Genomic DNA, 26,592 nt, shown 5'->3' with positions numbered 1-26,592 from the left:
TGACAGAAATGGCCTCCCTGTAGAGCACGCCGACGCAGATGTCCTCCCCGGGGACGGCCCTTCGGGAAGCGGCCCCTCCGCGGAGGGCGCGCCCGAGAACGGCCGCCCGGCGAAGGGCGATCGAGCGGAGGGCGAGTCCGGCGACGGCCGCTCCGGGGACAGCCGGTCCGGTGACAGGCGCCCCCGTGACGGCGAGGGCTCGGCGAGGGCGGAGGAGCCGGACAAGCGCAGGCTCTGGGGGAAGCGGGGGGATCAGGAGGGCCGGGCGAACGACGACCACGCGCGCGTGGAGCACGGTGACTCGCACGCGCGTGGGGACACGACCGACCCCGGCGGCCGTAAGGACGGTGACGCGCGACCGCGTGGCGGTGTGCCGGAACCCGGGGGCCGTAAGGACGGTGACTCGCGCGCGCGTGGCGGCGTCCCCGAGCCCGGCGCCCGCAAGGACGGCGGCACCTCCCGTCGTACCGAGTCCTCCCGTCGTGCGGAGTCCTCCTCGCGGCCGGAGTCCTCCTCGCGCCCGGCGTCCGCCTCCGGTGCGGGGGGCTCCTCCTCCGGGACCGAGTCCGCCACCCCCTGGGACGACGGGCTGATCGCACGGCGGGTGAGCGAGGCCGGTGCCGCGGAGCAGCCCGCCGCCGCGGAGGCCCGGGCCTCCGGCCCGCAGGTCGTGACGCCGCTCGCGTACGACGGGCCACTGCGGTCCCGGCTGGACGCGCTGCGCGAACTCGTGGGGCTCTCGCGGGCCCGGCTCGACGGCAGGACGCTCGCCGAGGCGGGCAAGGTGCTCGACGAGGCCGCGTCGCGGCGCAGGCTCTCCGGGCAGCACACCGTCGTCGCCATCGCGGGCGCCACGGGCAGCGGCAAGTCGCAGCTGTTCAACGCGCTCGCCGGAGTGACCATCTCGGAGACGGGCGTACGGCGGCCGACCACCGCCTCGCCCCTCGCGTGCAGCTGGAGCGACGGCGCGGCCGGCCTCATCGACCGGCTCGGCATCCCGCCGCGGCTACGGCGCCGCCCCGCCCAGAACGCGGCGGCGGACGGACAGCTGCGCGGGCTCGTCCTGGTCGACCTGCCCGACCACGACTCGGCGGCCGTACAGCACCGCGAGCAGGTCGACCGCGTCCTGGCCCTCGTCGACGCGGTCATCTGGGTCGTCGACCCCGAGAAGTACGCCGACGCCGTCCTGCACGAGCGCTATCTGCGGCCCATGGCGGGCCACGCCGAGATCATGTTCGTCGTCCTCAACCAGATCGACCGGCTGCCCGGGGAGGCCACCGACCAGGTCCTCGACGACCTGCGCCGGCTGCTCGACGAGGACGGCATCGCGCTGGGCGAGCACGGCGAACCGGGCGCGACCGTGCTGGCGCTGTCCGCGCTCACCGGGGACGGCGTCGGGGAACTGCGCGAGGCGCTCGGCCAGTTCGTGGCGGAGCGCGGGGCCGCGGCGCGCCGGATCTCGGCCGACGTGGACGCCGCCGGATGGCGGTTGCGGCCCGTGTACGCCGCACGGCGGCGGACCGGTCTCAGCGAGGAGGCGCGGGACGACTTCTCCGCCCGGCTCGCGGACGCGATCGGCGCCACCGCCGCGGGCGAGGCCGCCGAACGGGCATGGCTGCGCAACGCCAACCGCGCGTGCGGGACGCCCTGGCTGCGGCTGTGGCGCTGGTACCAGGACCGGGGCGAACCCCCGACGGGACGGCTGACTCTGCGCGCCCAGACGGACGAGGAGGCCACCGCGCGCCAGCGCGTCGAACAGGCGGTACGGACGGTCGCCGACCAGGCGTCGGCCGGGCTGCCCACGCCATGGGCCCAGGCGGTGCGCGAGGCGGCCGTACGCGGGGCCCAGGGACTGCCCGAGGCGCTGGACGAGCTGGCCGCGCGGGCAGGACTGCCACCGGGTCGGCCGCCGCGGCCGGGCTGGTGGCCGGCGGCCGTGCTGGTGCAGGCGGCCATGACGATCCTTCAGGTCATCGGCGGGCTCTGGCTGGTCGGGCAGATCGTCGGGGTCATGGCGCCCAACCTGGGCGTGCCGGTGCTGCTGATGATGGCCGGCATCGTCGGCGGCCCGTTCGTCGAGTGGGGCTGCCGGATGGCGGCACGGGGGCCTGCGCGGCGGTACGGCCTGGAGGCGGAGCGGCGGTTGCGGGAGGCGGCGGCCGGGTGCGGGCGGGCCCGGGTGCTGGATCCGGTGGCGGCTGAGCTGCTGCGGTACCGGGAGGTTCGGGAGCAGTACGGCCGGGTGATGGGGGTGGGGGCCGTGGCGAGGTGATCCGGGGCGGGGCACGGCGCTCACTCGGTCGGGTGGCGGGGATATCCACAGCCGGCCGGTGGTCCACAGGGCTCAGCGGGCTCGGCCCGGCGGAGGCAGTCTGGCTTCGCGGCGATCGCGACGGAGGCGGTCGATCGCGGTGACGGCGGCGCATCAAAGTCGTACCGGTAGGTGCCGGGGAAGCACCGGGCACGTACCAGGACGCACCGGGGTGCGCGCCGTCACGTCGGACGCAGCCGTACGGGACGGGCCCGTACGCGTATCCACCCGGCGGGAGCCGCCGGGCCAGGGAGGGGTTCGAGATGAACGAGACGATCATCTGCGCCGTGGGCAACGTGGCGACACAGCCGGTCTACCGGGAACTCGCGACGGGACCGTCCGCACGCTTCCGGCTGGCGGTGACCGCGCGTTACCTGGACCGGGGGAAGAACGAGTGGACCGACGGGCACACCAACTTCTTCACGGTCTGGGCCAATCGGCAGCTCGCCACGAACGCCGCCGGGTCGCTGAACGTGGGCGATCCCGTCGTGGTGCAGGGCAGGCTGAAGGTGCGCTCGGACGTACGCGAGGGGCAGAGCTGGACCTCGGCCGACATCGACGCGGTGGCGATCGGCCACGACCTCGCGCGCGGCACCTCGGCCTTCCGGCGCACACCCAGGCCGGAGTCGGCGACGGCTGCCGCACCGGCCCGGCCCGAACCCGACTGGGAGACGCCACCCGCGGACACCGACTCCCAACAGGCCCCGGAACCAGTGGCAGTGACGTGACGTCAGTCACGCGACGGAGCTGACCGAACTGCGGCTTATCGGCGAATGCGCGCCGAACGACCCCGGTGGATTTGTCGATAAGCCCTGCTCGCAAGGGATCTTGGCGATAACGATTCCGAGTCGGATCCGCCCTCCGCCGGGATCACAGGGAAGCGTGGTGCGCCGCGTCCCTAGGATGCCGGGCATAGCTCTCGGGGCTTCTGATTCTGCTGGTGGGACCGTAACCCCCCACGTCAACGGGTCCTGCTCGGAAGGGAATTCTGTGTCTGTTGCGTTCTCTGCGCTGTCGGTGCGCGGGCGAGGGGCGGCCCGCCTCGCCGCCACGACCCTGGTGTCCGGGCTCGTCGCCGCCTCGGTGCTGGCCGGCGCCGGCCCGGCCGCGGCCGACGGGACAGCGTGGAGCCAGGGCGGGGCGACCGCCACCATAGGCGGCCTGAAGACCTACGGCGCTGCGGTCGTGCACGCCGACTCCGGGGACCAGGAGATCTCGGCGGGCCTGTTCGAGATGTCCGTCGACGGCGGCGGCACCCTGCAGACGTACTGCGTCGACATCCACAACCCCACGCAGCGCGACGCCAAGTACCACGAGACGCCCTGGAAGGGCACCTCGCTGGGCGCCAACAAGGACGCGGGCAAGATCCGCTGGATCCTGCAGAACTCCTACCCGCAGGTCAACGACCTCGCGGCACTCGCCGGCAAGGCGGGCGTCAAGGGCGGTCTGACCGAGCAGGACGCGGCGGCCGGCACCCAGGTGGCCATCTGGCGTTACTCGGACGGCGTGCGGGTCGACGCCGTCGACCCCCAGGCGGAGCGGCTCGCGGACTACCTCGAGAAGAACGCGCGGGACGCGGCGGAGCCCCAGGCGTCCCTGACACTCGACCCGCCCGCGCTCTCCGGCCACCCGGGTGAGCGGCTCGGGCCGGTGACGGTGCGCACCAACGCGGACAGCGTGACGGTGACGCCACCGGCGGACGCCGCCACCAGCGGCGTGCGGATCGTGGACAAGGGCGGCAAGCCCGTCACGTCCGCGGCGGACGGCGGTCAGCTGTTCTTCGAGGTGCCGGAGAAGGCCGCCGACGGCCAGGCCGAGCTGACCGTGCAGGCCTCGACGACCGTGCCGGTGGGGCGCGCCTTCGCCGCCGAGAGCCGCAGCCAGACGCAGATCCTGGCCGGCTCCAGCGAGTCGACCGTCTCGGCCACGGCGAGCGCGAGCTGGGCCAGGACCGGCGCCATACCCGCGCTGTCCGCCGCCGAGAACTGCGACAAGGGCGGTGTCGACATCACCGCGGCCAACGAGGGCGACGCGGCGTTCACCTTCGAGCTGCTCGGCATCGAGCACACCATCCCGGCGGGCGAGTCGCGGACGGTGACGATCCCGCTCCAGGAGGACCAGGCCTACGACTTCACGATCAAGGGGCCGGGCGGGTTCGAGAAGCGGTTCACCGGCGTACTGGACTGCATGACCCAGGTGAGCGAGGCCGACGAGGCGGGCACCACCACCCACACCCTCAGCGAGCCGAGCCCCGCCACGGTCGGCACGGCCTCCGACGACACCAACCTCGCCGCGACCGGCGGCTCCAGCATGACCCCCCTGATCGCCGGCATCGCCGTAGCCCTCCTCCTGATCGGCGGCACGACCCTGACCGTCGTACGCAGGAAGCAAGCCCCGACCCAGCGCTGAGCCCGCAGGCCACCCTCCCCTGACCTGCGAAGAACCGCAGGTCAGGGCCCCTCGGCCATACGGGTTTCCCCCAGGGGGTAGCGGTCGGGCAAGATGGGGTGTATCTGCCCACTGCCAGATTTCAAGCTGCCGGACGGTTTCTCTTGGCTGAGTTCATTTACACCATGCGCAAGGCGCGCAAGGCGCACGGCGACAAGGTGATCCTCGACGACGTCACCCTGAACTTCCTCCCCGGAGCGAAGATCGGCGTCGTCGGCCCGAACGGCGCCGGTAAGTCGACCGTTCTGAAGATCATGGCGGGGCTTGAGCAGCCCTCGAACGGTGACGCGTTCCTGTCGCCCGGTTACAGCGTCGGCATCCTGCTCCAGGAGCCCCCGCTGAACGAGGAGAAGACGGTCCTGGAGAACGTCCAGGAGGGCGTCGCCGCGATCAAGGGCAAGCTCGACCGGTTCAACGAGATCGCCGAGCTCATGGCGACCGACTACTCGGACGCGCTGCTCGACGAGATGGGCAAGCTCCAGGAGGAGCTCGACCACGCCAACGCCTGGGACCTGGACGCCCAGCTGGAGCAGGCCATGGACGCCCTCGGCTGCCCGCCCGGCGACTGGCCGGTCACCAACCTCTCCGGTGGTGAGAGGCGTCGCGTCGCGCTGTGCAAGCTGCTGCTGGAGCAGCCCGACCTGCTCCTGCTCGACGAGCCCACCAACCACCTCGACGCCGAGTCCGTGAACTGGCTGGAGCAGCACCTCGCCAAGTACGCGGGGACGGTTGTGGCCATTACTCACGACCGGTACTTCCTCGACAACGTCGCCGAGTGGATCCTTGAGCTCGACCGCGGGCGCGCCTACCCGTACGAGGGCAACTACTCCACGTACCTGGAGACCAAGGCCACCCGTCTCAAGGTCGAGGGCCAGAAGGACGCCAAGCGGCAGAAGCGGCTCAAGGAAGAGCTTGAGTGGGTGCGGTCCAACGCCAAGGGGCGGCAGGCCAAGTCCAAGGCGCGTCTGGCCCGCTACGAGGAGATGGCCGCCGAGGCCGACAAGATGCGGAAGCTGGACTTCGAGGAGATCCAGATCCCGCCGGGCCCGCGTCTGGGCAACGTCGTCGTCGAGGTCAACAACCTCAGCAAGGGCTTCGGCGAGAAGCTCCTCATCGACGACCTCAGCTTCACCCTGCCGCGCAACGGCATCGTCGGTGTCATCGGCCCGAACGGCGCCGGCAAGACCACCCTGTTCAAGATGATCCAGGGGCTGGAGACGCCCGACTCCGGTGACATCAAGGTCGGCGAGACCGTCAAGATCTCCTACGTCGACCAGAGCCGCGAGAACATCGACCCGAAGAAGTCCCTGTGGGCCGTGGTCAGCGACGAGCTGGACTACATCAACGTGGGCCAGGTCGAGATGCCGTCGCGGGCGTATGTCTCCGCCTTCGGCTTCAAGGGCCCGGACCAGCAGAAGCCGGCCGGCATCCTCTCCGGCGGTGAGCGCAACCGCCTCAACCTGGCGCTCACCCTCAAGCAGGGCGGCAACCTGCTGCTCCTCGACGAGCCGACCAACGACCTCGACGTCGAGACGCTCTCCAGCCTGGAGAACGCGCTGCTGGAATTCCCCGGCTGCGCCGTCGTCGTCTCCCACGACCGGTGGTTCCTGGACCGCGTGGCCACGCACATCCTCGCCTACGAGGGTGACTCCAAGTGGTTCTGGTTCGAGGGCAACTTCGAGTCGTACGAGAAGAACAAGATCGAGCGGCTCGGCCCGGACGCCGCGCGTCCGCACCGTGCCACCTACAAGAAGCTGACCCGGGGCTGATCGATCTTGCGGCACATCTACCGCTGCCCGCTGCGCTGGGCGGACATGGACGCGTACGGCCACGTCAACAACGTGGTGTTCCTCCGCTACCTGGAGGAAGCACGCATCGACTTCCTGTTCCGCCCGGAGAAGGACTTCAAGCAGGGGTCCGTGGTGGCGCGCCACGAGATCGACTACAAGCGGCAGCTCGTCCACCGGCACACCCCCGTGGACATCGAGCTGTGGGTCACCGAGATCAGGGCCGCGTCCTTCACCCTCACCTACGAGGTGAAGGACGACGACCTGGTCTACGTCCGGGCGTCGACGGTGATAGTGCCGTTCGACTTCGAGGCGCAGCGGCCTCGCCGGATCACCGCTGAGGAGCGGGAGTTCCTGGAGGAGTACAGGGACGACGACGACGAGGAGGAGGCCGTCGCCGCATGACGGTGCTCCACCTCGCCGACGAGGGGGAGGCGGCGGATCTCGCGGCCTTCCTCTCCCGGCTGCTCCACTACGACCGTTCCGCAGCGGTACGCCTGCAGGCGGCCGGCACCGCGCTCGCCGTCTTCGGCCGGCCGCCGTCCTTCGAGGTGCTGGCGATCCGCGCCGTACGGCTGGCGAAGCCGTACGAGAACGGGCTCGACGTCACGCTGGACGTGACCGTGTCCGCGGGTGAGCTGCTGGAGTCCGTCGACGAGGCGGCGGCCACGGCCGTCGTCCCGGCCGCGGTCACCGGCCCGCCATGGGCCGGGGTGCTCCCGCCACGCGGCGGCTGGCGGCGCGAGGCGGGGCTGCCGGCGCCGGACGAGTTGCAGGCGACGGTCGGGGCGGCGGTGGCCGAGTTCCGGTCCCGTACCCGGGAGCTGGCGCCGGAGCGGCGTACCCGGGCCGAGCTCGACCGGATCGGACGGGAGATCTGGTCCCGGACGGTCGCGGAGACGGGCCTGCCGGTACGGGCCGTCCATGCCGCCCAGTCGCTGGGCTTCCTACGGCCTCGTGGCGCGGCGGACCAGGGCGAACTGGGGCTGTTGTCCTCGGGGGCGTGGCTGCGGCTGCGGACGCCGTACGGGTCGATCGCCGTGCGCAGGGCGGGGCTCGGGGCGCTGGACGTCAGCGTTCGCTGACCCCGCCCGACGGGCGCGCGGCCGGACCCGGCTCAGCCCGCGGTGTTCACCATCGACGCCGCCGCGTACGTCAGGTAGTTCCACAGCGTCCGCTCGTGCTCCTCGGAGAGGCCGAGCTCGTCGACGGCGGCCCGCATGTGCTTCAGCCAGGCGTCGTGGGCCGCCCGGTCCACGGTGAAGGGGGCGTGGCGCATGCGCAGACGGGGATGGCCGCGGTTCTCGCTGTAGGTCGTCGGGCCGCCCCAGTACTGGATCAGGAACAGGGTGAGGCGCTCCTCGGCCGGGCCCAGGTCCTCCTCCGGGTACATGGGCCGCAGGAGCGGGTCCTCGGCGACACCCTCGTAGAAACGGTGGACGAGGCGGCGGAAGGTCTCCTCCCCGCCGACCTGTTCGTAGAAGGTCTGCTCCTGAAGCGTGCCGCGCCGAATCTCATTCACATCCCCCATGGTCTCAGACGCGAAGACGGAGGACTCAAGGCTTAGGACCGGCGGTCCCGGGTGACCCGCCCCGGATCCGTCGGCCAGGGCACTCGCCTAGGGCCGCCCGCCGCAGCACAGTGGACCTATGAGCGCACAGGCTCTCGACAAGGACCTGGACGATCTCGCCGCCGCGGCACGGGCCGCACTGGTGCGCGAGATAGACGCGAGCGGGGCGTGGGCCGACGACCCGGTGTGGCGGGAGGCCTTCGCCGCGGTTCCGCGGCATCTGTTCGTCCCCTACTACTACGTCGGCGTCGCCGGCGGGTACGAGCGGCGCTGGGGGCAGAGTCCCGACGCGGCCGCGCGTGAGCGCTGGGTGCGCGGCGCCTATGCCGACACCCCGCTGGCCACCCGGCTGCGCGACGGCGAGCTGCTCTCCTCCAGCAGTCAGCCCTCCCTGATGGCGATGATGCTGGTCGCGCTGGAGGTGGCGGACGGCGACCGAGTCCTGGAGATCGGCGCGGGCACTGGCTACAACGCCGCCCTGCTCGCCCACCGGCTCGGCGACGACGATCTCGTCACCACCGTCGACCTGGAGCCGGAGATCACCGAGGCGGCCCGGCAGCACCTGGCCGCCGCCGGACATCACCCCGCCGTCGTCACCGGCGACGGCGCACGCGGCGTACCCGAACGCGCTCCCTTCGACCGGATCATCGCGACCTGCGCCCTGCCGTCGATCCCGCGCGCCTGGCTCGCCCAGTGCCGGGCCGGGGCCCGCATCCTCACGCCGCTGGCCACCGGCCTGGTCGCCCTCACGGTGCGGGACGCCGAGCACGCCGAGGGGCGCTTCCTGCACACGCCCGCCTACTTCGTGCCGTTGCGCGGCGGTGGGGGCACCTCCCCGCTCGAACGAGGCCGGGAGCTCGGCGGCCGGGCGGAGCGGGAACCCGCCCACGTGGGCGGACTGCCGCGCGGCGCCCGGGAGCACGAGCTGTTCCGCTTCCTGCTGGCCCTGACCCGCGGCAGCCTCGATCCGCAGGAGGCGTACGCGCTGTGGGAGCGCGAGGGGCAGCCGCAGCGGGAGCGGTACGGGATCACGGTGAGCGGCGAGCACGAGTGGGCCTGGCTCGACGACCCCGAGGGGCCGTACGCCTGGGCGCTGCCCGGCTGAAACGCCGGAGGGGCCGGACATCCGGCCCCTCCTCGGTCGATCGGCTGCCGGAAGCTAGCCGCGCCGAATGGTGATCGTCGTCCACGCTCCCACGTGCACCCGGTCACCGTCCTGCAGCGGTACCGGCACGAACGGTGTGATCGGCTCCTCCGCGCCGTTCACCGTCGTGCCGTTCGTCGAGTTCTGGTCGACGATCGCCCAGCTGCCGTCCGGCTGCTGGACCAGGACCGCGTGCTGGTGCGAGACGCCCGGGTCCTCCGGCGGCACCGACAGGTCGATGTCGGGGGTGTCGCCGGTGGAGTGGCGGCGGCGGCCGATGGTGACCTGGTTGCCGGTGAGCGTGCGCTGCTGCTCGGGCGAGTACGCGGGCAGGTTGAGGCCCGCGGCCTCGGGGCCGGAGCGCTGCATCATCGCCATGAAGTACTCGCGGTCCGGGCCGATGGTCGCAGTCCAGGTCGCCGGCTGCTGCGGGAAGGCGGGGCCGGGCGGCGGCGGGGCCTGGGTCGAGCCGGGCTGCGGGTAGCCGTAACCGCCCTGAGGGGCACCGGGGCCGCCGGGGCCGCCGGGGCCGCCGGGGCCACCGTGACCGCCGGGGCCCGTCGACGGCGGGGAGATCACCCAGTCGTCGTCACCGCCGCCGAAGGACGGGCCGCCCGGCTGCGGGCGGTTCGTCTCCTGCGGGAATCCGGGCGGGGCCGACGGGGCGCCGTGGCCGGCCGGGCCGGGCTGCTGGAACGCCTGCGGAGCACCACCGGTCGCGCCGGGACCGCCGGGCGGGGTGGGGCCGGGCGGCGGCGGAACCTGCCGCGACGGGTCGCCACCGAAGCCGGAAGGGCCGTTCATCCCCGGGCCACCAGGCCCACCGGGCCCACCAGGTCCACCAGGCCCATTGGGCGCGCCAGGACCGCCGGGACGCGGACCGCCAGGGCCTGGACCGCCGGGGCCCGGGCCACCGGGGCCCGGACCGAAGCCGCCCGGGCCGCCGGCACCGCCAGGTCCCTGACCAGGGCCACCCATGCCACCGGGACCGCCGGGGTGACCCATGCCACCGGGACGGCCAGGGCCTCCCGGTGCCGGCGGCTCCGCGCCGAAGGGCGGGATCGGCTCCGCCGGGCGGTTCACCTGCGACGGGCGCGAGCTCTGGTACTCGTACGGGTCAGCGCCGCCGTACGACGGCGGGGGTCCCGACTGCTGCTGGAAGTGGGACGGGAGGCCCGGGCCGGGCGCCGGGGGGCGCGGGGCGGCCGGGGTGTACGACGTCGCCGTGTTGGTCAGGAAGTTCCACCGGCACTCCTCGCAGAACGGCGCACCGCCCTCACGGGGCGTACGGCACTGCGGGCAGAGCTCCGGCTCCGGCGGGGCGGACGGGTGCGGACGGCCGCCCGGCTGACCGGGGTTCGGGCCACCGGACGGACCGCCGGGGCCACCGGGGGGCGGGAAGCCGTAGCCACCGCCGGGCGGGGGCGGCGGGGGAGGGGGCGGAGGTACGGCACCGGCCATGCGGTGACCGCAGACCTCGCACCAGTCGTCGGAACCCGACTGGTGTCCGTTCGGGCAGGTCGGCATGTCGGCGCTTCCCCCTCTCCTTTCCGGCCGTTTCGACCGGATTTCTCCAACCCCAAGGGGTCAGGCTCGCTGCTTTTCAGGGTCCTGCTTGGGCACTACCAGGGCACTACTGCGGCTCTACTGAGTCACTTCTTTACACGAACAGTCTTTGTCGACCGGGTTTCGAGAGTCATCTCGTCGGCCTCCGCGACCTTCGCCTTCAGTCGCACAGTACCTGCCGCGGCATCGACCACGTCCACCACCTTCGCAAGGAGTTTCGCCGTATCCGCGTTTCCGGACTCGCTGGCGAGCTGAACCGCCCGGCCCAGTTTGGCCGTTGCTCCATCGACATCTCCCGCTTTGCGAAGATCAAGCCCTTGTTGGATGGCCTGTGCCAGTTCGGCCTGGCCGGTGTAGTGGGCGACCTGCGGGTTGATCGAGGTCGAGGCGGTCATGTCGTCGGTCCATACGGCCCGTACGAGGCCCTGGGCGCCCAACGGCTGGGCGGTGCCGTCGGATTGCGGGACGACCAGGGAAATCCGGGCGGCGAGCATCTCCTGGCCGAGGCCGGCGGCGGGCACCTCGACACAGACGTGGTAGTCACGGGACTCGTCTCCCCAGGAGCCCGTGGGGTAGTCCCCGGCGCGCGGCCCGGCCTCGGTGCGGCGGTCGGTCAACTCCTCGACCGTGGGGGCGACTTGCTTGACGAACTTGATGGTCGTGCCCACCGGCGTCCACACCCGAAGGGCGACGTCCGCGACCTCCTTGCCCATCGCCGTCTCCATCATCCGCGTGAAGTCGGCGGCGAGACCGGCCGGGTCGGCGACGATGTCGGCGCTGCCGAGCAGGGCGGAGGCGATCCCTGTGACTTCTTTCACTTCCCAGTCGGTGCCCACGCCGCGCGCGTCACAGGTGAAACGGCCGGCGCACGCGCCGAGCGCGGCCCTAAGGTCCTGCGGCGACTCGTGTTCGTTGCGGCCGTCGGTGAGCAGGATGCCGTGCCGGATGGCGACGTCGGCCGAGGACAGCAGCCGGTCGGCGAGGCGCAGCCAGGTGCCGATGGCCGTACCGCCGCCCGCGCTCAGCCTGCGCAGGGCCTGCTTGGCCTGGTCACGGGTGGTGGCGTCGGCCACGGCCAGCCGGCCGCCGCCCGGGTAGACCTCCTTGGCCACGTGCGTGCCGCCGATCACCGCGAAGTGCACGCCGTCGCGCAGGGTGTCGATCGCGGCGGCCGTGGCGTCGCGGGCGTTGCGCATCTTGGTCGGCGGGTAGTCCATCGACCCCGAGCAGTCGACCATGATCGCCACAGCCGCGGACGGGCCCTGTCCCGGCGCGTAGAGGTGGGGTGCCGCGACCGCGCTTCCGATCGTGCCGCCGCCGGTCGCGGTCACCGTGACGATCGCGTTGACCTCGCGACCGCCCTCCGGCAGGTACTCGTTCTGATACACGTCCACCGAGAACTGCGGCACGTTCGACTTCGAGAAATTGGCCATGCGTTCTCAAATCCCCCTAAAACCCCATGATGGGGCCATGGCTGTCGGCGGACCGGTCCCCTCCGGTCCGATGAGGCCCGTCCCCGCTCCACGGCCTCAGGCCGATCCTGCCCCCATCGGCGGCGCCGGGAACGGCAGGACGGCCACTGTTACGTTGTCGTGGCCCCCGCCGTCGAGGGCGTGACCGACCAGTACCTGGGCGCAGTGCAGGGGGCGCGCGGCGGCGTCGAGGGGCACGACCTCGGCCATGTGCTCGGCCGCCTCCGCGTAGTTCCACAGCCCGTCCGTGCAGACCACCACGACACCCGGACGGTCCGGCTTGAAGGACGCCGTGTGCGGCTCCAGTTCGTAGGCGTCCGCGCCGAGCCAGCCGGTGATGGCGTGGGCGCGCTCGTCGGCGTACGCCTCGGCCTCGTTCATCAGGCCCGCGGCGACCATCTGCGCGGCCCACGAGTCGTCCTCGGTGAGCCGGGCCGGGGGAGAGCTCCGGTCCACCGGGACCCAGTAGGCGCGGCTGTCACCGACCCAGCCGACGATCAGCAGCTCGGGCGTCACCACGGAGCCGACGATCGTGCAGGCGGGGGCGTTCTGGTGCGGGGCGTGTTCGCGGGCCGTGGCCGGTTCGTCGGCGAGGGCGTTGACCGCGTTCGAGGCGGCGACGATCGCCTCGTGCATGGCCTGCTGCGGGTGCGTGCCGCGCGGCAGGGCGGCCAGCAGCGACTCGCTCGCCGCCCGGGACGCGGCCATCGAGGCGTCGTCGGGGCGGGTCGCCGAGGACACGCCGTCACAGACGATCGCCACCACCGCGGGCCGGCCGTCGGGCAGCTCGGTGCAGCCGACGGCGAACGCGTCCTCGTTGCGGTGATGGCGCAGACCGCGGTCGCTGACGGCGGCGACCGGGCCGGCGTCCTGCTCCATGTGGTCGCGTTCGCGCGGCTGGGCGTGCCCGCAGTTCTCGCAGTAGCCGTCGTGGTCGACGTGGCCCGCACGGCAGGCCACGCACACCTTGGTGCCCTCGCGCGGCGTCGGCAGCTCGGCGGCGATGCGCGGGTCCGGCGCCTGCAGGGGGTACTCGTCGGGCTCGGGTGGGTGGTCGAACCGTACGCCGGAGACCGGGGAGCCGGACGGGGCGGGTGGGGCGGGCGGATCGGCGGGCGCCGGCGGTGTCCCCGGGGCCGACGGGACGCCGGGGCCGCCGGGGGCCGGTACGCCGGGGAAACCCGGGCCGGTGGACGCCGGGAAGCCCGGCGGTACGTCGGGAACGCTCGCCGCCGGGGACACCGGCGCGCCGTGCGGCGGTGACTGCGGGGGCGGGGGCGTGCCCGGAGGCAGTCCGTACCCGCCCGGGTCGGTGCCCTGACGGCTCGTCGGCCAATGTGCGCCCGCGCGGGTGCCCGAGCCGTCCGGCGCCGGGCTGACGGGCCAGTCCGCGCCGGGCGCGCCCGTGGCAGGGGGCGGCACCGAGCCGTTCATGGCGATGGTCGGGTTGTCGTCCGGCCGTACGGGCACGGCGGACAGGTCGTATCCGCACGCACCGCAGAAACGGTCACCCGACTCGAGCGGCCATTCGCAGCTCGGGCAGGCGGACAGCTGGGGCATCTGCGACATCAACTACACCCACGTCCGGGGGCGGTAACGGTTGGCACGTTCCACCAGGTCGATCCTCTCCTCGCCGCCCCGTGCGAGCCGGGCCAGCGTGCGGTACGAACGCTCCAGGCCGAAACGCAGTCCCCGCTCGTCCAGGCCGCTGCCGAGCAGCGTCCGTCCTCCGGAGGCGGGCGGGGCGGAACCCTGGCCCCCGGAGAGTACCCAGTCCAGCGCGCAGCCGAGGACTTCCGCCGACAACTGCTCCCGGCGCGCCGGATCCAGACCGTACGCGTCCAGCGCCTCGACCTGGCCCGCGGCGGCGGTCAGGTCGTCCAGGAAGGGTACGTCGGCGGCGACCGCCGTGCGCCCACGCAGCCGGGCGCGGACGGCCGCGACACGTGCGGCCGTGTAGTGAATGGAGCTTTCCGGGACCGACTCCAAAGTCCGTACGGCGCCGCGGCGGTCACCGCTCGCGAGCTGGACGCGGGCGAGCCCGAAGGCGGCGCTCACATAGCTCGGGTCGGTCGACCACACGAGGTGGTAGTACTCGGCGGCGTTGTCCAGCTGGCCCAGCACCTCCGCGCACAGGCCGAGGGCCAGCTTGGGGGCGGGTTCGCCGGGGAAGGCGTCGTAGATCGCGTCGAAGGCGAGCGCGGCGCCCTCGTGGTCGCCGGTGACCAGCGCTGCCACACCGCGGTACCAGACCACCCGCCAGTCGTCGGGCCGCTCGTCCTCCAGCTCAAGCAGGGTCTCGTGCGCGGAGCCGGCGTCGCCGTTCTCCAGCCGGGCCCGCACCTGCCGCAGCCGTGTCTCGGTCGACGGCGCCGACGCGGCGGCGAGCGCGCCCAGCAGCTCGGCCGGCGCGGTGGTCATCAGGCCCGCGAGGAAACCGGCGTTGGGGTCGGTGGGGTCGACACGGGGCACGGGAAGGGTGAGGGCGGCGGCGGGGGCGTTGACGGCCTTGACGATGCCCGCGGCACCGGCGACCGGGCCGTTCGCGACTGTGCCCCCGAAGCCTCCGGAGCCCGGCCGCGCGGCACCTGCGATGCCGACGGGGCGGGACGCCGTGGGGGAGTGGGCGGGCGGCGCGAGCGCAAGGGCCGTGGCGCCGGCGGAAGCGCCGGTGCCGGAGAGGGCACCTGCGCCGGAGGAGGCGGCCGTGCCGGACAAGGCGCCCGTGCCCGACAAGGCGCCCGTGCCCGAGGAGGCGGCCGAGCCGGACACAGCCCTGCGACGCCATCGCCCCGGCGGGGCCACGCGCGCCCCCAGCCGCGACACCTCCCCGTCCAGCTTCGGGAACAACTCCGTGTCCGTCACCCGCACTTCGGGACCGAACAGGGTCGACAGCGACGGCCTCGCCCGCCCCGTCTGCAGGGACACGACCTCGCGCAGCACGCCCGTCAGCTGCTCCGTCATCTCCTGCGCGGAGGCGAACCGGCGGGCCGGGTCGGGGTCGGTGGCGCGGACCAAGAGGCGGTAGAAGGACTCGTAGCGGCGGAAGACCTCGATGTTGTCGGGGTCGGGGAGCGAGTCGACGTAGACGTTCGTGTAGCCCTGGAAGTCGAACGTCAGGACGGCCAGGGTGCGCGCCACGGTGTAGAGGTCGGACGCCACCGACGGGCCGACCTCCGCGACCTCCGGCGCCTGGTAGCCCACCGTGCCGTAGATGGCCGACTCGTCGTCGTCCATCCTGCGCACCGCGCCCATGTCGATCAGCTTGAGCTGGTCCTCGGTCTGGATGGCGTTGTCGACCTTGAAGTCGCAGTAGAGGAGGTTGCGGCTGTGCAGGTGGCCGAGGGCCTCCAGCGCCTCGATGCCGTACGCGCACGCCTGCTCGACGGGGAGCGGGTCACGCCTGCCGTCGGGGGTGCGGCGGCCGTTGGCGATCTCCTTCAGCGACTTGCCGCCGACGTACTCCATGACGATGTAACCGTCGAGCGAGCCCGTGCGCTGGTCGAGGTGTTCGACGAAGTTGTAGATCCGCACGATGTTGGCGTGCTCGATCTCCGCGAGGAAGCGCCGCTCGGAGATCGCCGCCGCCATCGCGTCCTGGTCGCCGGTGTCGAGCAGGCCCTTGAGCACCACCCAGCGGTCGGAGACGGCCCGGTCCACGGCGAGGTAGATCCAGCCCAGGCCGCCGTGCGCCAGGCAGCCCACGACCTCGTACTGGCCGTGCACGATGTCGCCGGCCTTCAGCTTCGGGACGAAGGAGTACGGGTGGCCGCACTTCGTGCAGAAGCCCTCGGTGCGGCCCGGGCGGTCACCGCGGGCCCGGCCGACGGGCGCGCCGCAGTCCGAGCGGGAGCAGAACCGCTTGCGCTCCGGCACCTCCGGGTTCTCCAGCACCATCGCGCGCGGGTCGGGGCGCGGCACGTCCGGCACCTGGACCAGCCCGGCGCCCAGCCGGCCTCGGCCGCTGGAGCCGGCCGTGGAGCCGGAGCTGCGCACTGACACCGAGCGGCTCGTGGAACGGCCCGACAGGGCGCGGGACAGCCGTCCCGACACCGAGCGCCGGGACTTCGACGACTGCGACGACGTACGGGAGCTGCCCCGGCTGCCGGCGCGGGAGCTGCCGCTGCCCGCCGAGCCCCGGCCGCCGCCCGTCACCCCGGTGGGCGGCGAACCGACCATGCCGGTCGCGGAGACGACCGGGGCGAGACCGCAGGTGTCGCAGTACAGCTCGCCGCCGCCGACGTCCTCGTACGCCCCGCCGCAGTCGGGCCGCTGGCAGGTCTGCTGTGCCTGGCTCATGACGACGACTCCCCCCTGTCCCTCATGCCCCCTGACCCCCGCGGTCCTCGGGCCCGCGCGGCCCCGGTACGCGCCCGGTGCCGAGCAGCTCGGCGGCCGCCTGCTGGTAGCGCAGGACCGCCTGTTCGGCGACGCGCAGGTCGCAGGGCGCGCTCCACAGCATGCGGCGGGCCGCGTCGTACCGCTCGATCAGGAACGGGTCCTCGGCGAGCCCGTGCCGGGCCACCTTCGCCTTGTACGCGTCGAGACGGCCGCGCAGTTCGGCACGGACCGCCAGGGGCGCGGTGACCGCGGTCAACGACTCGCGGGCGCGCAGCAGTTCGTCCTCCGCCTTCTGCTCCAGGGACTCCAGCAGCGGCGACAGACGGTGCCACTGCGCCCGTCTGCGGTACTCGGCAGCCGTCGCCAGCTGCTCCTGCAGCACGGTCGGCGGGCCGCTGACGACCGGCACCTCCGTGGCGGCGATCTTCGCCAGCACCTCGCCGCGCGCGGTGCGGGCCTCGGCGAGCGTGCGGTCCGCGCGGGAGAGCACGTCGCGCAGCTTGATCAGACGCTGTTCCGCGTCCTGACGGACCGTCAGGACCGCGTCGATCTCACGGCGTACGTCCTCCAGGGCGCGCGCCTCACGGTCGTAGACCGTGGTGTCGGGCTTGCCGCCGCCGGGCGCCGAACTCCCCTGCGCCGGGACCCAGTAGGCGAGCGGGTCGGACACCACCTCCGCGCGCAGCTTGGTGAGCGTGCGCGTGATGCGCTCCAGGTCGTCGCCCGCCGGGTGCTCGCCGGGGCGTACGCCGACGGAGTGCGCGAGCTGGCGTGTGCGCTGGAGCTCCGCGGCGAGTAAATCGATACGGGCGGGCAGCGCCGACCAGACCGCGTCGGCAGCGACGACCATGTCCAGGCTCGTCGCGTACAGCTCGTTCATCCGGTCGACCAGCGTGGCCAGGGAGAACTGTTCGCTGAGCTTGCCCGAACCGCCGTGCAGCGTCGGGGCGTTGGCGGTCGCGGTCGCCGAGCCCGCGACGGTCACGGACTCGCCGCGCAGCAGCTCCGTCAGCTCCACCAGGTCGTCGCGGCTGGACCAGCGGCGGCGGGCGCGGATCTCGCGGGCGGCGCGCAGCGCGTCCGTGTACGCGTCGAAGTACGCCCACAGCAGCGTGATCGACGCCTCCGTGGTGGTCCAGCGCTCCTTGGTGATGCCGGTGAGCTCGGCGCCCTCCAGGAGTCTGCGGCCCGCGTGGTCCTGCAGGGCGAGGAGCGAGGTCTCGATCGCCTCGTGCTCCGCGCCGAGCCGCGCCAGCGCACGGTCCACCTCGTCCCGGTCCATCACCGGCCCGGCGGGGTCCGTGACGCCCATCGATCACCTCTCGCTGCTGTTGTGGTCCGTCGGTGTGGTCCGTCGGTTCCGCGTGTGGCTCTGTCAATCGTCGGTCAGTTGATGGTCGGTCACTTGTAGTCCGCTTCGGGAGGGGTCGCCGACGCCGACTTCTTGTCGCCCTGGTCCATGGTCGGGTGCAGCCACTTCTCGTACGACGCCTTCCAGCCGCCGTCCTCTATGTAGTTCTCCAGGGTCCGGTTGACCTGGCGTACCAGATCGTCGGAGCCCCGTTTCATCGCCACGCCGTAGTACTCGTCGGTGAACAGGCCGCCCTTGAGCTCGACCGCGGGATCCTGCGCGGCCTGACTCGCGGCGAGCGCGCCGTCGGTCACGACCGCGTCGACCTCCCCGAGCTGCAACTTCACCAGGCAGTCGAGCTGGTTGGGGACGGTGGTGCCGATGTCGGTGGAGGCGGGCAGGTCGCCGGACTTCTGGCCGGCTTCCAGGTTGTCGTACGCGGTCGAGCCCTCCGCCGAGCACACCTTCTTCTTCGCCAGGCTCTTGTCGAACCCGGTGATCGTCGACGTCTTGGGCGCCAGGACCTGCTGGCCGGTGACGAAGTACGGGGCGGAGAAGGCGACTTGCTCGATGCGGGCGCAGTTGATCGTCATGGTGCGGACCACCATGTCGACCTCGCCCTTCTGGACTGCCTCAATGCGACGGCTGGTCGGGATGGCCTTGAACTGCACCGCGTCGCGGTCGCCGAGGATGTCCTGGGCGATCCGGTGGACGAGGTCGATGTCGAACCCCTCCAGTTCACCTGAGGGGTTGTTGGGGTCGAGGTAGCCCCAGCGGTAGCTGTTGGTGTCGACGCCGACGATCAGGCGGCGGTCCTTGCGGTCCTTGATGGCGTCCAGGGTCGGGGTGCTGCCGTCGCCGCCGGACGGGGACAGGCTCTGGTTCTGCGGGTTCTCGCAGTCCTCCGCCTCCACCTGGCTGCCGTGAGCCACGCCCCGGCCGGTGATGGCCGTGCCCGCGTCCTGGCTCTGCGACTGCGTGAGGGGGAGCAGCAGCGCGAAGGCCAGCGTCAGGGCGCAGACGGCCGCCATCGCGCCCACGCCGCCCCAGCCGCGCAGCGCGGCCCGCAGGCGTCGCCGAAGGGGCGCGTCGTGGAGGCGGCCGGTGTCATCGCGTGTGTTCATCGTCACGCCCCCTCTCACCGGTACTCCGACAGCCTGCGCCCGATACCGAGCACCGCGCCGGCCGCGCCCAGGACCGCGAGGACCGCGGCGCCGGTCGGCAGGCCGGCCAGCGAGTCACGGCCGTCGCCCGCCGCCTGCCTGAACTCGTTCTGTTCGTGGGTGAGCGCCGTGGCCAGGGCCTTGTCGACGTTGTCGAAGCAGACGCTCGTCGGCTCCTTCGCGGCGCCGATGACGCGGTCGCGGGCGGCCTGGTAGTTGCCGCGTTCGTTGTCGACTCGGGCGAGGCCGTGGCGGTCCTTCCAGACCTTCATGAAGCCGTTCGCGTCCTGGACGGGCTTCTTGCCCGCCGAGTCGTCGGCGAGGCCCTCCGCTCGGGTGAGAGCCTTGGCGAGCTGGTCGATCTGCTGGTCGTAGCCCCACTCGTACGCGTCGACGACCTTGTCGCTGACCGTTTTCGTGTCCGCTCCCCGGCGGACCAGGGTCAGGTTCTCGTCACTGCGGGCCGTGAGGGACGCGATGCGGGCCTCGTTCAGCACGTTCAGCGAGCGGACGCCGTGGTCGTAGGAGTCGTTCAGGCCCGCGCGCGCGACGGTGTGGGCGACGGTGAGCCACAGCAGGACGACCACGGAGGCGGCCGTGGCGGTGACGAGGCCGTGGTTCAGGACGCGGTTCGTGCGCAGGTAGTTGCGGTGCTGGGCCCAGGCGAGGGCGGCCAGGGCGACGATGCCGAGGCCTGCGGCGGCCCAGGGGAAGGACTTCGCGTCCGCGTAGTCGGAGCGGAGGCGCTGGTTCTCCGTCTGGTACAGCTTCTCGGCCTTGGGCAGCATCTTCTGCTGCATCATCTCGTTCGCGGTGCGCAGGTAGGCGCCGCCTACGGGGTAGCCCTGGCGGTTGTTGGCCCTCGCCGTTTCGACCAGGCCCTTGTACTCCGGGAGCAGCCTGCTGAGTTCCGCGATCGTCTTCGCCGAGGCGGAGCCCGGTTCGGAGTTGGCGGCGGCCTTGACGAGCTTGGCGGCGGCCGTGCGGATGTCCTTCTCGTATCCCTCGCGCATGGCCGGCTTCTCCTGGAGGCCGGCGAGGTAGCCGCTGGCGGCGGCGGTGTTGGCGTCGGCGAGGGAGCGGTAGATGTCGGCCGCGTCTGAGCTGAGGGGCTGGCTGCGGTTGACCACGTCGTCCGCGGCGGTGGACCTGTCGGTCATCTGCCAGGCGGTTACGGCGCCGAAGGCCACGACGAGGGCGGCGAGGAACGCGCCGATGACGCGGAGGCGGCCGGGTTCGGTGGTGGCGGCGGCGCGGAGCTGGTCGAGGCCCTCGGCGAAGGCGGTGCGGCGGGGGGCTGGGGGCTGGGTCTGGGGTTGGGGCTGGCCGTAGGTCTGGGCCGGTGGTGGTGCCGCGGTGCTTCTCGGCGAGTGTGTCACTGTTGACCTCCCCCATGGTCATCCGTCGCCGCAAGTATCGCCGCCGGGACTGACATCCGCACCACTGCCCATGAATACGCCGGGGGAATCTGTTCGGTTCCATGTTCGGTGGTATGGGGTGCGGCTGCGATGCCTGCGGCGGCCTGTGGGGGCTGGGTGGGGGTGCGCGTAGCGCCTTGGGTTGCGTCGTGGGTCGGGGCCGCGCCGGGTGGTGTCCGTCCTCGGACCGGCGGCCCCCTTGGGCCAAGAGGAACCGCGTGTTGACGCCGGCCACTGCGGGCGGACACCACCCGGCACGTCCCCTTGCCACCGTGGGCGACTGCGGGTCCGTGGAGCCGCGCGTGGCCACCCCGGCAACCGGCCACGTCCGCCCAGCTGCGCACGCCCGCCCGACCGAGGCGCCCAGCTATGTGCGGCCAGTGGCGCACCCGCGGTCCGGCGTGCCGAGCCATGTCCGTCCAGCCGCGCGTGCGCCCACTTGGCCGCGGCGTCCAGCCATGTCCGTCCCGCTGCGCCCGCGCGTACCCGGTCGTCGTCGCCCATGGGCGCGGGCGGTGCCCCGTCAGCGCCGGGTCGCGCGGCCCGTCCTCGGTCAGCCGTGGTGTGGGTGGCCGTGCAACCCGGGTCATGTGTCGAAGTGTTGACCGACTCGGGCATGTGCCTCCGCGGGTGCCCCTACCGCGTCCAGGCCCAGCAGGGCCGCGCCCAGCACGGGGCTTGCCGTGACCACCTTCGGTACTGCCTTGGGGGCGCGGGCTGTCAGCAAGGTGTGGATGCCTTCGGTCAGTTGGGGGTGGCGTGCCGCCAGTACGCCTCCGCCGAGCAGGACCGGGGTCTTCTCCTCCAGGAGGTCGAGCCGGGTCAGGGCGACCGTTGCCATTGTTGCCACTTCATCGGCCAGGCGGTCCACGATCGAGCGGGCGACGGGGTCGCCGGCCGCTGCTGTGGTGAACAGGACCGGGGTCAGCTCGTGGCGGCGGATGGGAGGGATGTGTTCGAGGTGCAGGGCTTCGATCAGGGCGTACATGGTGGCAAGGCCGAAGTGGGCGGGGAGGGTGTGCCTCAACGCCGTAGGCACCCCGCGGCCGTCCTCCGCTCGGGACGCGTGCCACAGGGCCTCCTCCGCCAGGCCCCAGCCGCCGCCCCAGTCGCCGGAGATACGGCCCAGCGCGGGGAAGCGGGCGGTACGGCCGTCGGGGCGCATGCCCACGCAGTTGATGCCGGCGCCGCAGACGACCGCGACCCCGCGGGGTTCCGTCACGCCCGCGCGCAGGATGGCGAAGGTGTCGTTGCGGACCTCCGTTGTCGTGCCCCACGCGCGCGCGTGCAGGGCGGCCGTGAGTCTCTCCTCCTCCACCGGGAGGTCGGCGTTGGCCAGGCAGGCCGAGACGTGGTCGACGGAGGTCACGCCTGCCGCGGTGAACGCCTCGTGGACGGTGGCGGCGAGGGTTTCCATTGCCGGTTCCACGCCTACGGTCGGTGGGCGGAATCCGCCTCCGCGGGCCGTGGCCAGGACGGTGCCGTCGGCCGCCACCACCGCCACGTCCGTCTTGCTGTTGCCCGCGTCTACGGCGAGGACACGTGCGGTCATGCCCACGCGAGGTGCTCCCGGTTGTGTGCGATGAGTCGGTCGGTGAGTTTGTCCGCGTACTCGTACTGGCCGATGAGGGGATGGGAGAGCAGGGCCTTGAAGACCCGGGTGCGGCCGCCGTGCAGGGCCGCTTCGAGGGCCAGGTCCTCGTAGGCCGTCACCTGGGCCATCAGGCCCGCGTACAGGGGGTCGGGGCGGGCGGGGGCGAGGGGGATCGGGCCCTTCTGGCCCACCGCCGCCGGTACCTCGATCACCGCGTCGTCGGGGAGGAAGGGGAGCGTGCCCCTGTTGTGGGTGTTGACTACCTGGTAGGGGCTGCCGGCGCCGTTCAGCAGCGCGGCCGCCAGGTCCACCGCCGCCTCCGAGTAGTACGCGCCGCCTCGCTTGGAGAGGAGTTCCGGCTTCTCGTCGAGGGCGGGGTCCGCGTAGAGCGTGAGCAGTTTTCTTTCCATTTCGGCCACTTCCGCGGCGCGTGACGGTTTGGTTCGTAGTTCCTCCACCACCGCGTCGTGGGCGTAGTAGTAGCGCAGGTAGTACGACGGCACCGCGCCCAGGCGGTCCAGCAGGGGGCGGGGAAGGTGCAGGTCCGCGGCGATCGTGTCGCCGTGGTCGGTGAGCAGCCGCGGCAGGACGTTCTCGCCCTCGGGGCCGCCGAGGCGTACGCCGGTCTCCCAGGTGAGGTGGTTGAGGCCCACATGGTCGAGGTGGACGTCGGACGGCGCCACGCCGAGCAGCGTGGCGAACTTCCGCTGGAAGCCGATCGCCACGTTGCACAGGCCGACCGCCCTGTGGCCTTCCTGGAGCAGGGCGCGGGTGACGATGCCGACCGGGTTGGTGAAGTCGATGATCCACGCCCTGGGGTTCGTACGACGGACCCGTTCGGCGATGTCGAGGACCACCGGCATCGTGCGCAGAGCCTTCGCCAGACCGCCCGCGCCCGTCGTCTCCTGGCCGACGCAACCGCATTCCAGCGGCCAGGTCTCGTCCCGTTCGCGGGCCGCCTGGCCGCCCACACGGAGCTGGAGGAGGACCGCGTCGGCGCCCTCCACCGCCGCGTCCAGGTCTGTGGTGGTGGTGATGGTGCCGTTGTGGCCCTGGCGGGCGAAGATACGGCGGGCCAGGCCACCCACGAGTTCCAGGCGGTCCGTTGCCGGGTCCACCAGGACCAGTTCCGCGAGGGGCAGGGTGTCCCGGAGGCGGGCGAAGCCGTCGATGAGTTCGGGGGTGTAGGTCGAGCCTCCGCCGACCACGGTGAGTTTCATGTCTGGGTCAACCCTTTACTCCGGTGAGCGTGACGCCCTCTACGAAGGCTTTCTGCGCGAAGAAGAACACGAGGATGACGGGGGCCATCACGAGAACCGTGGCGGCCATGGTCAGGTTCCAGTCGGTGTGGTGTGCTCCCTTGAACGACTCCAGGCCGTAGGAGAGGGTCCAGGCGCCCGGGTTCTCGGACGCGTAGATCTGGGGGCCGAAGTAGTCGTTCCACGCGTAGAAGAACTGGAAGAGGGCTACGGCGGCTATCCCCGGTTTCGCCATGGGGAGGACCACGCGGACGAGTGTGCGCAGTTCGCCGCAGCCGTCCACCCTTGCCGCGTCCAGGTATTCGTTCGGGATCGTCATCAGGAACTGGCGCAGGAGGAAGATCGAGAACGCGTCCCCGAACGCCATCGGGATGATCAGGGGCGAGAGCGTGCCGGAGAGGTCCAACTGCTTCGCCCAGAACAGGTACATCGGGATGATGATCACCTGCGGCGGCAGCATCATCATCGAGATGACCAGCATCAGGGTGACGTTCCGGCCGCGGAAGCGGAACTTGGCGAGGGCGTACGCCACCGGGATCGACGAGACGACGGTGAGGACCGTGCCGAGCCCGGCGTAGAGCAGCGTGTTCCTCCACCAGGTCAGGAAGCCGGGTGTGTCGAGGACCTTGCGGTAGTTGTCCCACTCCCAGGTGTCCGGGACCAGGTCGCGGGTGAGCGCCTGCTGGTCGCTCATCAGCGAGGTCAGGACGACGAACACGAAGGGCAGGGTGAAGAAGAGCGCGGCCGCGATGCCGAGGGAATGGACCGCTGTCCATTCCAGGAGTGCTTTACGGCGGGCCGTGCGCCTGGCGACGGGCGGCGGGCTCAGGCCGACCGGTGGGTCGAGTACTTGGGTCATCGTCAGTCACCTGCCTGGATCAGTCCGCCCCGGCGCCGCATCAGCAGCGCGGTGAACGCCATGGCCAGGGCGAACAGCACCAGTGCGACCACGCAGGCCGAGCCGTAGTCGAAGCGCTGGAAGCCGAGGTTGTAGACGAGCTGCGGGAGGGTCAGCGTGGACTTGTCCGGGTAGCCGGGCTCGAACTGCTGGCCGGAGCCGCCGATGATGCCGGAGGCGACCTTTCCGGCCACCAGGGGCTGCGTGTAGTACTGCATCGTCTGGATCACGCCCGTGACGACGGCGAACATCACGATCGGTGAGATGTTCGGCAGGGTGACGTAGCGGAAGCGCTGCCAGGCCGATGTGCCGTCCAGCTCCGCGGCCTCGTACTGCTCCTTCGGTACGTCGAGCAGCGCGGCCATGAAGATGACCATGAGGTCGCCCACGCCCCACAGCGCGAGCGCGGTGAGGGCCGGCTTGGACCAGGCGGGGTCCGTGAACCAGCCGGGGGTCGGCAGCCCGAGGTCGCCCAGGACGGAGTTGACCGGGCCGGTGCCGGGGTTGAGCAGGAAGACGAAGGCCAGGGTCGCGGCGACCGGCGGGGCGAGATACGGCAGGTAGAACAGGGTGCGGAAGACGCCCGCGCCGGTCCTGATCTTCGTGATCAGCAGGCCGATGCCGAGTCCGAAGACGACGCGGCAGGTCACCATCACCAGGACCAGCCAGAGCGTGTTGCGCAGGGCCGGCCAGAACAGCGGGTAGTCGTAGAAGACGTAGGCCCAGTTGCCCAGGCCGCGGAAGACCGGTGTGCCGAAGCCGTCGTACTTCATCAGGGAGAAGTACACGGTGGACACGAGGGGGTAGGCGAAGAAGACGCCGAAACCGATGAGCCACGGTGACAGGAAGGCCACCGTTCGAAGCGCCGACCTGCGGCGCTTCGCGCGGAGCGGGTGCGTGGACATCGGGAGGCTACTTCGCCTGCTCGATGTCGGTGTCGATCTGCCGGGCCGTCTTCTCCAGACCGGCCTTGAGGTCCTTCACCTTGCCGGACTCGTACTGGTAGCCGAAGTCCTGGAGGGTCGTCTGGTACGTGGAGCCGTTGACGGAGGCCGGCGGCGTGTTCGAGTGCGGGTGCTGGGCAATGTCCAGGAACGTCTTGAAACCGGGGTCCACCTTCAGGTCGGGCGACTTCAGGGCCGCGAAGGTGGACGGCACGTTGTGGATGGCGTTGGCGAAGGAGACGACGGCCTCGGTGTCGGTCGTCAGGTACTTCACCAGTTCCCAGGCCGCGTTCTGCTTCTCGCTCCGCGGGGCGATGCCGATGATCGTGCCGGAGAGGAAGCCCTTGCCGTACTCGTCGGCCTCGTCGTCGGCCACGGGCATCGGAGCGGTGCCGATCTCGAAGCCGACGCCCGCGTCCTTCGCCATGCCGAGACGCCACTCGCCGTCGAGCTGCATGGCCACCTGGCCGGTGTGGAACGGGTGCTTGGCGCCCCACTCGTCACCGAAGGTGTTGCGGTACCTCTCCAGTCTCGCGAAGCCGCCGAGGTCGTCGACGAGCTTCTTCTGGTACGTGAACATCTCGGCGAAGGCCGGGTCCTTGGCGATGTTGGACTTGCCGTCCTTGTCGAAGTAGGCGTGGTCCCACTGGGACATGTAGTGGTCCACGACCGTCTCGTAGCCGTGGTAGGTCGGCATGAAGCCGAGCTGCCGGTAGCTGTCGCCCTTGGTGACGGTGAGCTTCTTGGCGACCTTCGCGAACTCCGACCAGGTCTTCGGCGGGGACTTGATGCCCGCCTTCTCGAAGGCGTCCTTGTTGTAGTAGAGGCCGTAGGCGTCGCCCAGCAGCGGCAGGGCGCAGCGGGTGCCCTCGAACTGGGTGTAGTCCAGCATCGGCTTCGGGATGAGCTTGTCGAGGTCGAGCTTCGACTTCTCGATGAAGGGCTTGAGGTCGAGGAAGGCGCCGGAGGAACAGAACTTGCCGATGTTGGAGGTCGTGAACGACGACACCACGTCCGGTCCGTTCGAACCGCCCGCGCGCAGCGCCTGGTTGAGCTTGTCGTCGTTGATGTTGCCGACGACCTTCACCGTGATGTTCGAGTGGGCCTTCTCGAAGCGGTCGACGTTCTCCTGGATCGCCTTGACCTCGGCGGGTGCGCTCCAGCCGTGCCAGAAGGTGATCGTCGTCCTGGCGTCGGGGTCGTCGGTGGCACCGGACTCCGACTGGCCGGTGCAGGCGGTGGCCAGGAGGGCCAGGGAGGCGGAAGCCGTGAGTGCGATGGCTGTTTTACGGGATATTCCGGGCATGGTTCGATCTCCCAGGGCAG

General features: G+C 71.8%; 20 protein-coding genes. 7 read left to right on the top strand and 13 right to left on the bottom strand.

Annotated elements, in window-relative coordinates:
* Positions 1-286: 286 nt before the first annotated feature.
* The 6 genes from AQI70_RS05360 to AQI70_RS05335 all read left to right on the top strand — a co-directional run bounded on the left by AQI70_RS05360 (position 287) and on the right by AQI70_RS05335 (position 7,631).
* Positions 287-2,272 carry a GTP-binding protein gene (locus tag AQI70_RS05360; RefSeq protein ID WP_341845936.1) on the top strand — a complete coding sequence of 662 codons (1,986 nt, stop codon included), beginning with the start codon at positions 287-289 and terminating at the stop codon, positions 2,270-2,272.
* Between the two features lie 302 nt (positions 2,273-2,574).
* Positions 2,575-3,039 carry a single-stranded DNA-binding protein gene (locus AQI70_RS05355; RefSeq protein WP_062144764.1) on the top strand — a complete coding sequence of 155 codons (465 nt, stop codon included), beginning with the start codon at positions 2,575-2,577 and terminating at the stop codon, positions 3,037-3,039.
* 262 nt (positions 3,040-3,301) lie between these two features.
* Entirely contained in the window at positions 3,302-4,720 is a 1,419-nt protein-coding gene (locus tag AQI70_RS05350; RefSeq protein WP_107116902.1) for a Cys-Gln thioester bond-forming surface protein, read from the top strand.
* Between the two features lie 143 nt (positions 4,721-4,863).
* Positions 4,864-6,528 (top strand): energy-dependent translational throttle protein EttA, encoded by a 1,665-nt coding sequence (gene ettA / locus AQI70_RS05345; RefSeq protein WP_062144758.1) that lies wholly within the window; start codon positions 4,864-4,866, stop codon positions 6,526-6,528.
* Between the two features lie 6 nt (positions 6,529-6,534).
* Positions 6,535-6,951: an acyl-CoA thioesterase gene (locus AQI70_RS05340; RefSeq protein WP_062144755.1), complete on the top strand. Its 417-nt coding sequence runs from the start codon at positions 6,535-6,537 to the stop codon at positions 6,949-6,951.
* Positions 6,948-7,631 (top strand): DUF8010 domain-containing protein, encoded by a 684-nt coding sequence (locus tag AQI70_RS05335; RefSeq protein ID WP_062144752.1) that lies wholly within the window; start codon positions 6,948-6,950, stop codon positions 7,629-7,631. The genes AQI70_RS05340 and AQI70_RS05335 overlap by 4 nt, the downstream gene beginning before the upstream one ends.
* A gap of 32 nt (positions 7,632-7,663) precedes the next feature.
* On the opposite strand, the gene AQI70_RS05330 is transcribed toward AQI70_RS05335, so the two are convergent.
* Positions 7,664-8,077 (bottom strand): globin, encoded by a 414-nt coding sequence (locus AQI70_RS05330; protein ID WP_004001214.1) that lies wholly within the window; start codon positions 8,075-8,077, stop codon positions 7,664-7,666.
* Positions 8,078-8,195: 118 nt separating this feature from the next.
* Here AQI70_RS05330 and AQI70_RS05325 point away from each other — a divergent pair, with 118 nt between their 5' ends.
* Positions 8,196-9,221, top strand: a complete 1,026-nt coding sequence (locus AQI70_RS05325; protein WP_062144749.1) for a methyltransferase domain-containing protein — start codon at positions 8,196-8,198, stop codon at positions 9,219-9,221.
* Positions 9,222-9,275: 54 nt separating this feature from the next.
* Here the strand turns inward: AQI70_RS05325 and AQI70_RS05320 are convergent, their stop codons facing one another.
* The 12 genes from AQI70_RS05320 to AQI70_RS05265 all read right to left on the bottom strand — a co-directional run bounded on the left by AQI70_RS05320 (position 9,276) and on the right by AQI70_RS05265 (position 26,572).
* Entirely contained in the window at positions 9,276-10,787 is a 1,512-nt protein-coding gene (locus AQI70_RS05320; protein WP_062144746.1) for an FHA domain-containing protein, read from the bottom strand.
* A gap of 125 nt (positions 10,788-10,912) precedes the next feature.
* A complete protein-coding gene (locus tag AQI70_RS05315; protein ID WP_062144743.1) occupies positions 10,913-12,259 on the bottom strand; it encodes a vWA domain-containing protein in 1,347 nt (448 codons plus the stop codon).
* A gap of 96 nt (positions 12,260-12,355) precedes the next feature.
* On the bottom strand, positions 12,356-13,867 hold the full coding sequence (locus tag AQI70_RS05310; RefSeq protein WP_063801553.1) for a PP2C family protein-serine/threonine phosphatase: 1,512 nt from the start codon (positions 13,865-13,867) through the stop codon (positions 12,356-12,358).
* Positions 13,868-13,870: 3 nt separating this feature from the next.
* Positions 13,871-16,597 (bottom strand): serine/threonine-protein kinase, encoded by a 2,727-nt coding sequence (locus tag AQI70_RS05305; RefSeq protein WP_062144738.1) that lies wholly within the window; start codon positions 16,595-16,597, stop codon positions 13,871-13,873.
* Between the two features lie 22 nt (positions 16,598-16,619).
* Complete coding sequence (locus tag AQI70_RS05300; RefSeq protein WP_062144735.1) at positions 16,620-17,951, bottom strand: hypothetical protein; 1,332 nt, start codon at positions 17,949-17,951, stop codon at positions 16,620-16,622.
* 89 nt (positions 17,952-18,040) lie between these two features.
* Positions 18,041-19,114, bottom strand: a complete 1,074-nt coding sequence (locus AQI70_RS05295; protein WP_062145110.1) for a glutamate ABC transporter substrate-binding protein — start codon at positions 19,112-19,114, stop codon at positions 18,041-18,043.
* 14 nt (positions 19,115-19,128) lie between these two features.
* Positions 19,129-20,532 carry a hypothetical protein gene (locus AQI70_RS05290; protein WP_062144732.1) on the bottom strand — a complete coding sequence of 468 codons (1,404 nt, stop codon included), beginning with the start codon at positions 20,530-20,532 and terminating at the stop codon, positions 19,129-19,131.
* A gap of 625 nt (positions 20,533-21,157) precedes the next feature.
* Complete coding sequence (locus tag AQI70_RS05285; protein ID WP_062144729.1) at positions 21,158-22,129, bottom strand: N-acetylglucosamine kinase; 972 nt, start codon at positions 22,127-22,129, stop codon at positions 21,158-21,160.
* Positions 22,120-23,385, bottom strand: a complete 1,266-nt coding sequence (locus AQI70_RS05280) for a 6-phospho-beta-glucosidase (RefSeq protein WP_062144726.1) — start codon at positions 23,383-23,385, stop codon at positions 22,120-22,122. Before AQI70_RS05280 ends, AQI70_RS05285 begins: the two co-directional genes overlap by 10 nt.
* A gap of 7 nt (positions 23,386-23,392) precedes the next feature.
* A complete protein-coding gene (locus AQI70_RS05275; protein ID WP_062144723.1) occupies positions 23,393-24,283 on the bottom strand; it encodes a carbohydrate ABC transporter permease in 891 nt (296 codons plus the stop codon).
* Positions 24,284-24,285: 2 nt separating this feature from the next.
* Positions 24,286-25,227, bottom strand: coding sequence for a carbohydrate ABC transporter permease (locus tag AQI70_RS05270; RefSeq protein ID WP_062144720.1), 942 nt, complete (start codon positions 25,225-25,227; stop codon positions 24,286-24,288).
* A gap of 7 nt (positions 25,228-25,234) precedes the next feature.
* Positions 25,235-26,572, bottom strand: coding sequence for an ABC transporter substrate-binding protein (locus AQI70_RS05265; protein WP_062144717.1), 1,338 nt, complete (start codon positions 26,570-26,572; stop codon positions 25,235-25,237).
* Between the last annotated feature and the right edge of the window lie 20 nt (positions 26,573-26,592).

The sequence above is a fragment of the Streptomyces curacoi genome (assembly GCF_001513975.1).
Taxonomy (GTDB): Bacteria; Actinomycetota; Actinomycetes; order Streptomycetales; family Streptomycetaceae; genus Streptomyces; species Streptomyces curacoi.
Note: the sequence above shows the minus strand (reverse complement) of the source record. Positions and strands in the feature narration are given on the sequence as shown.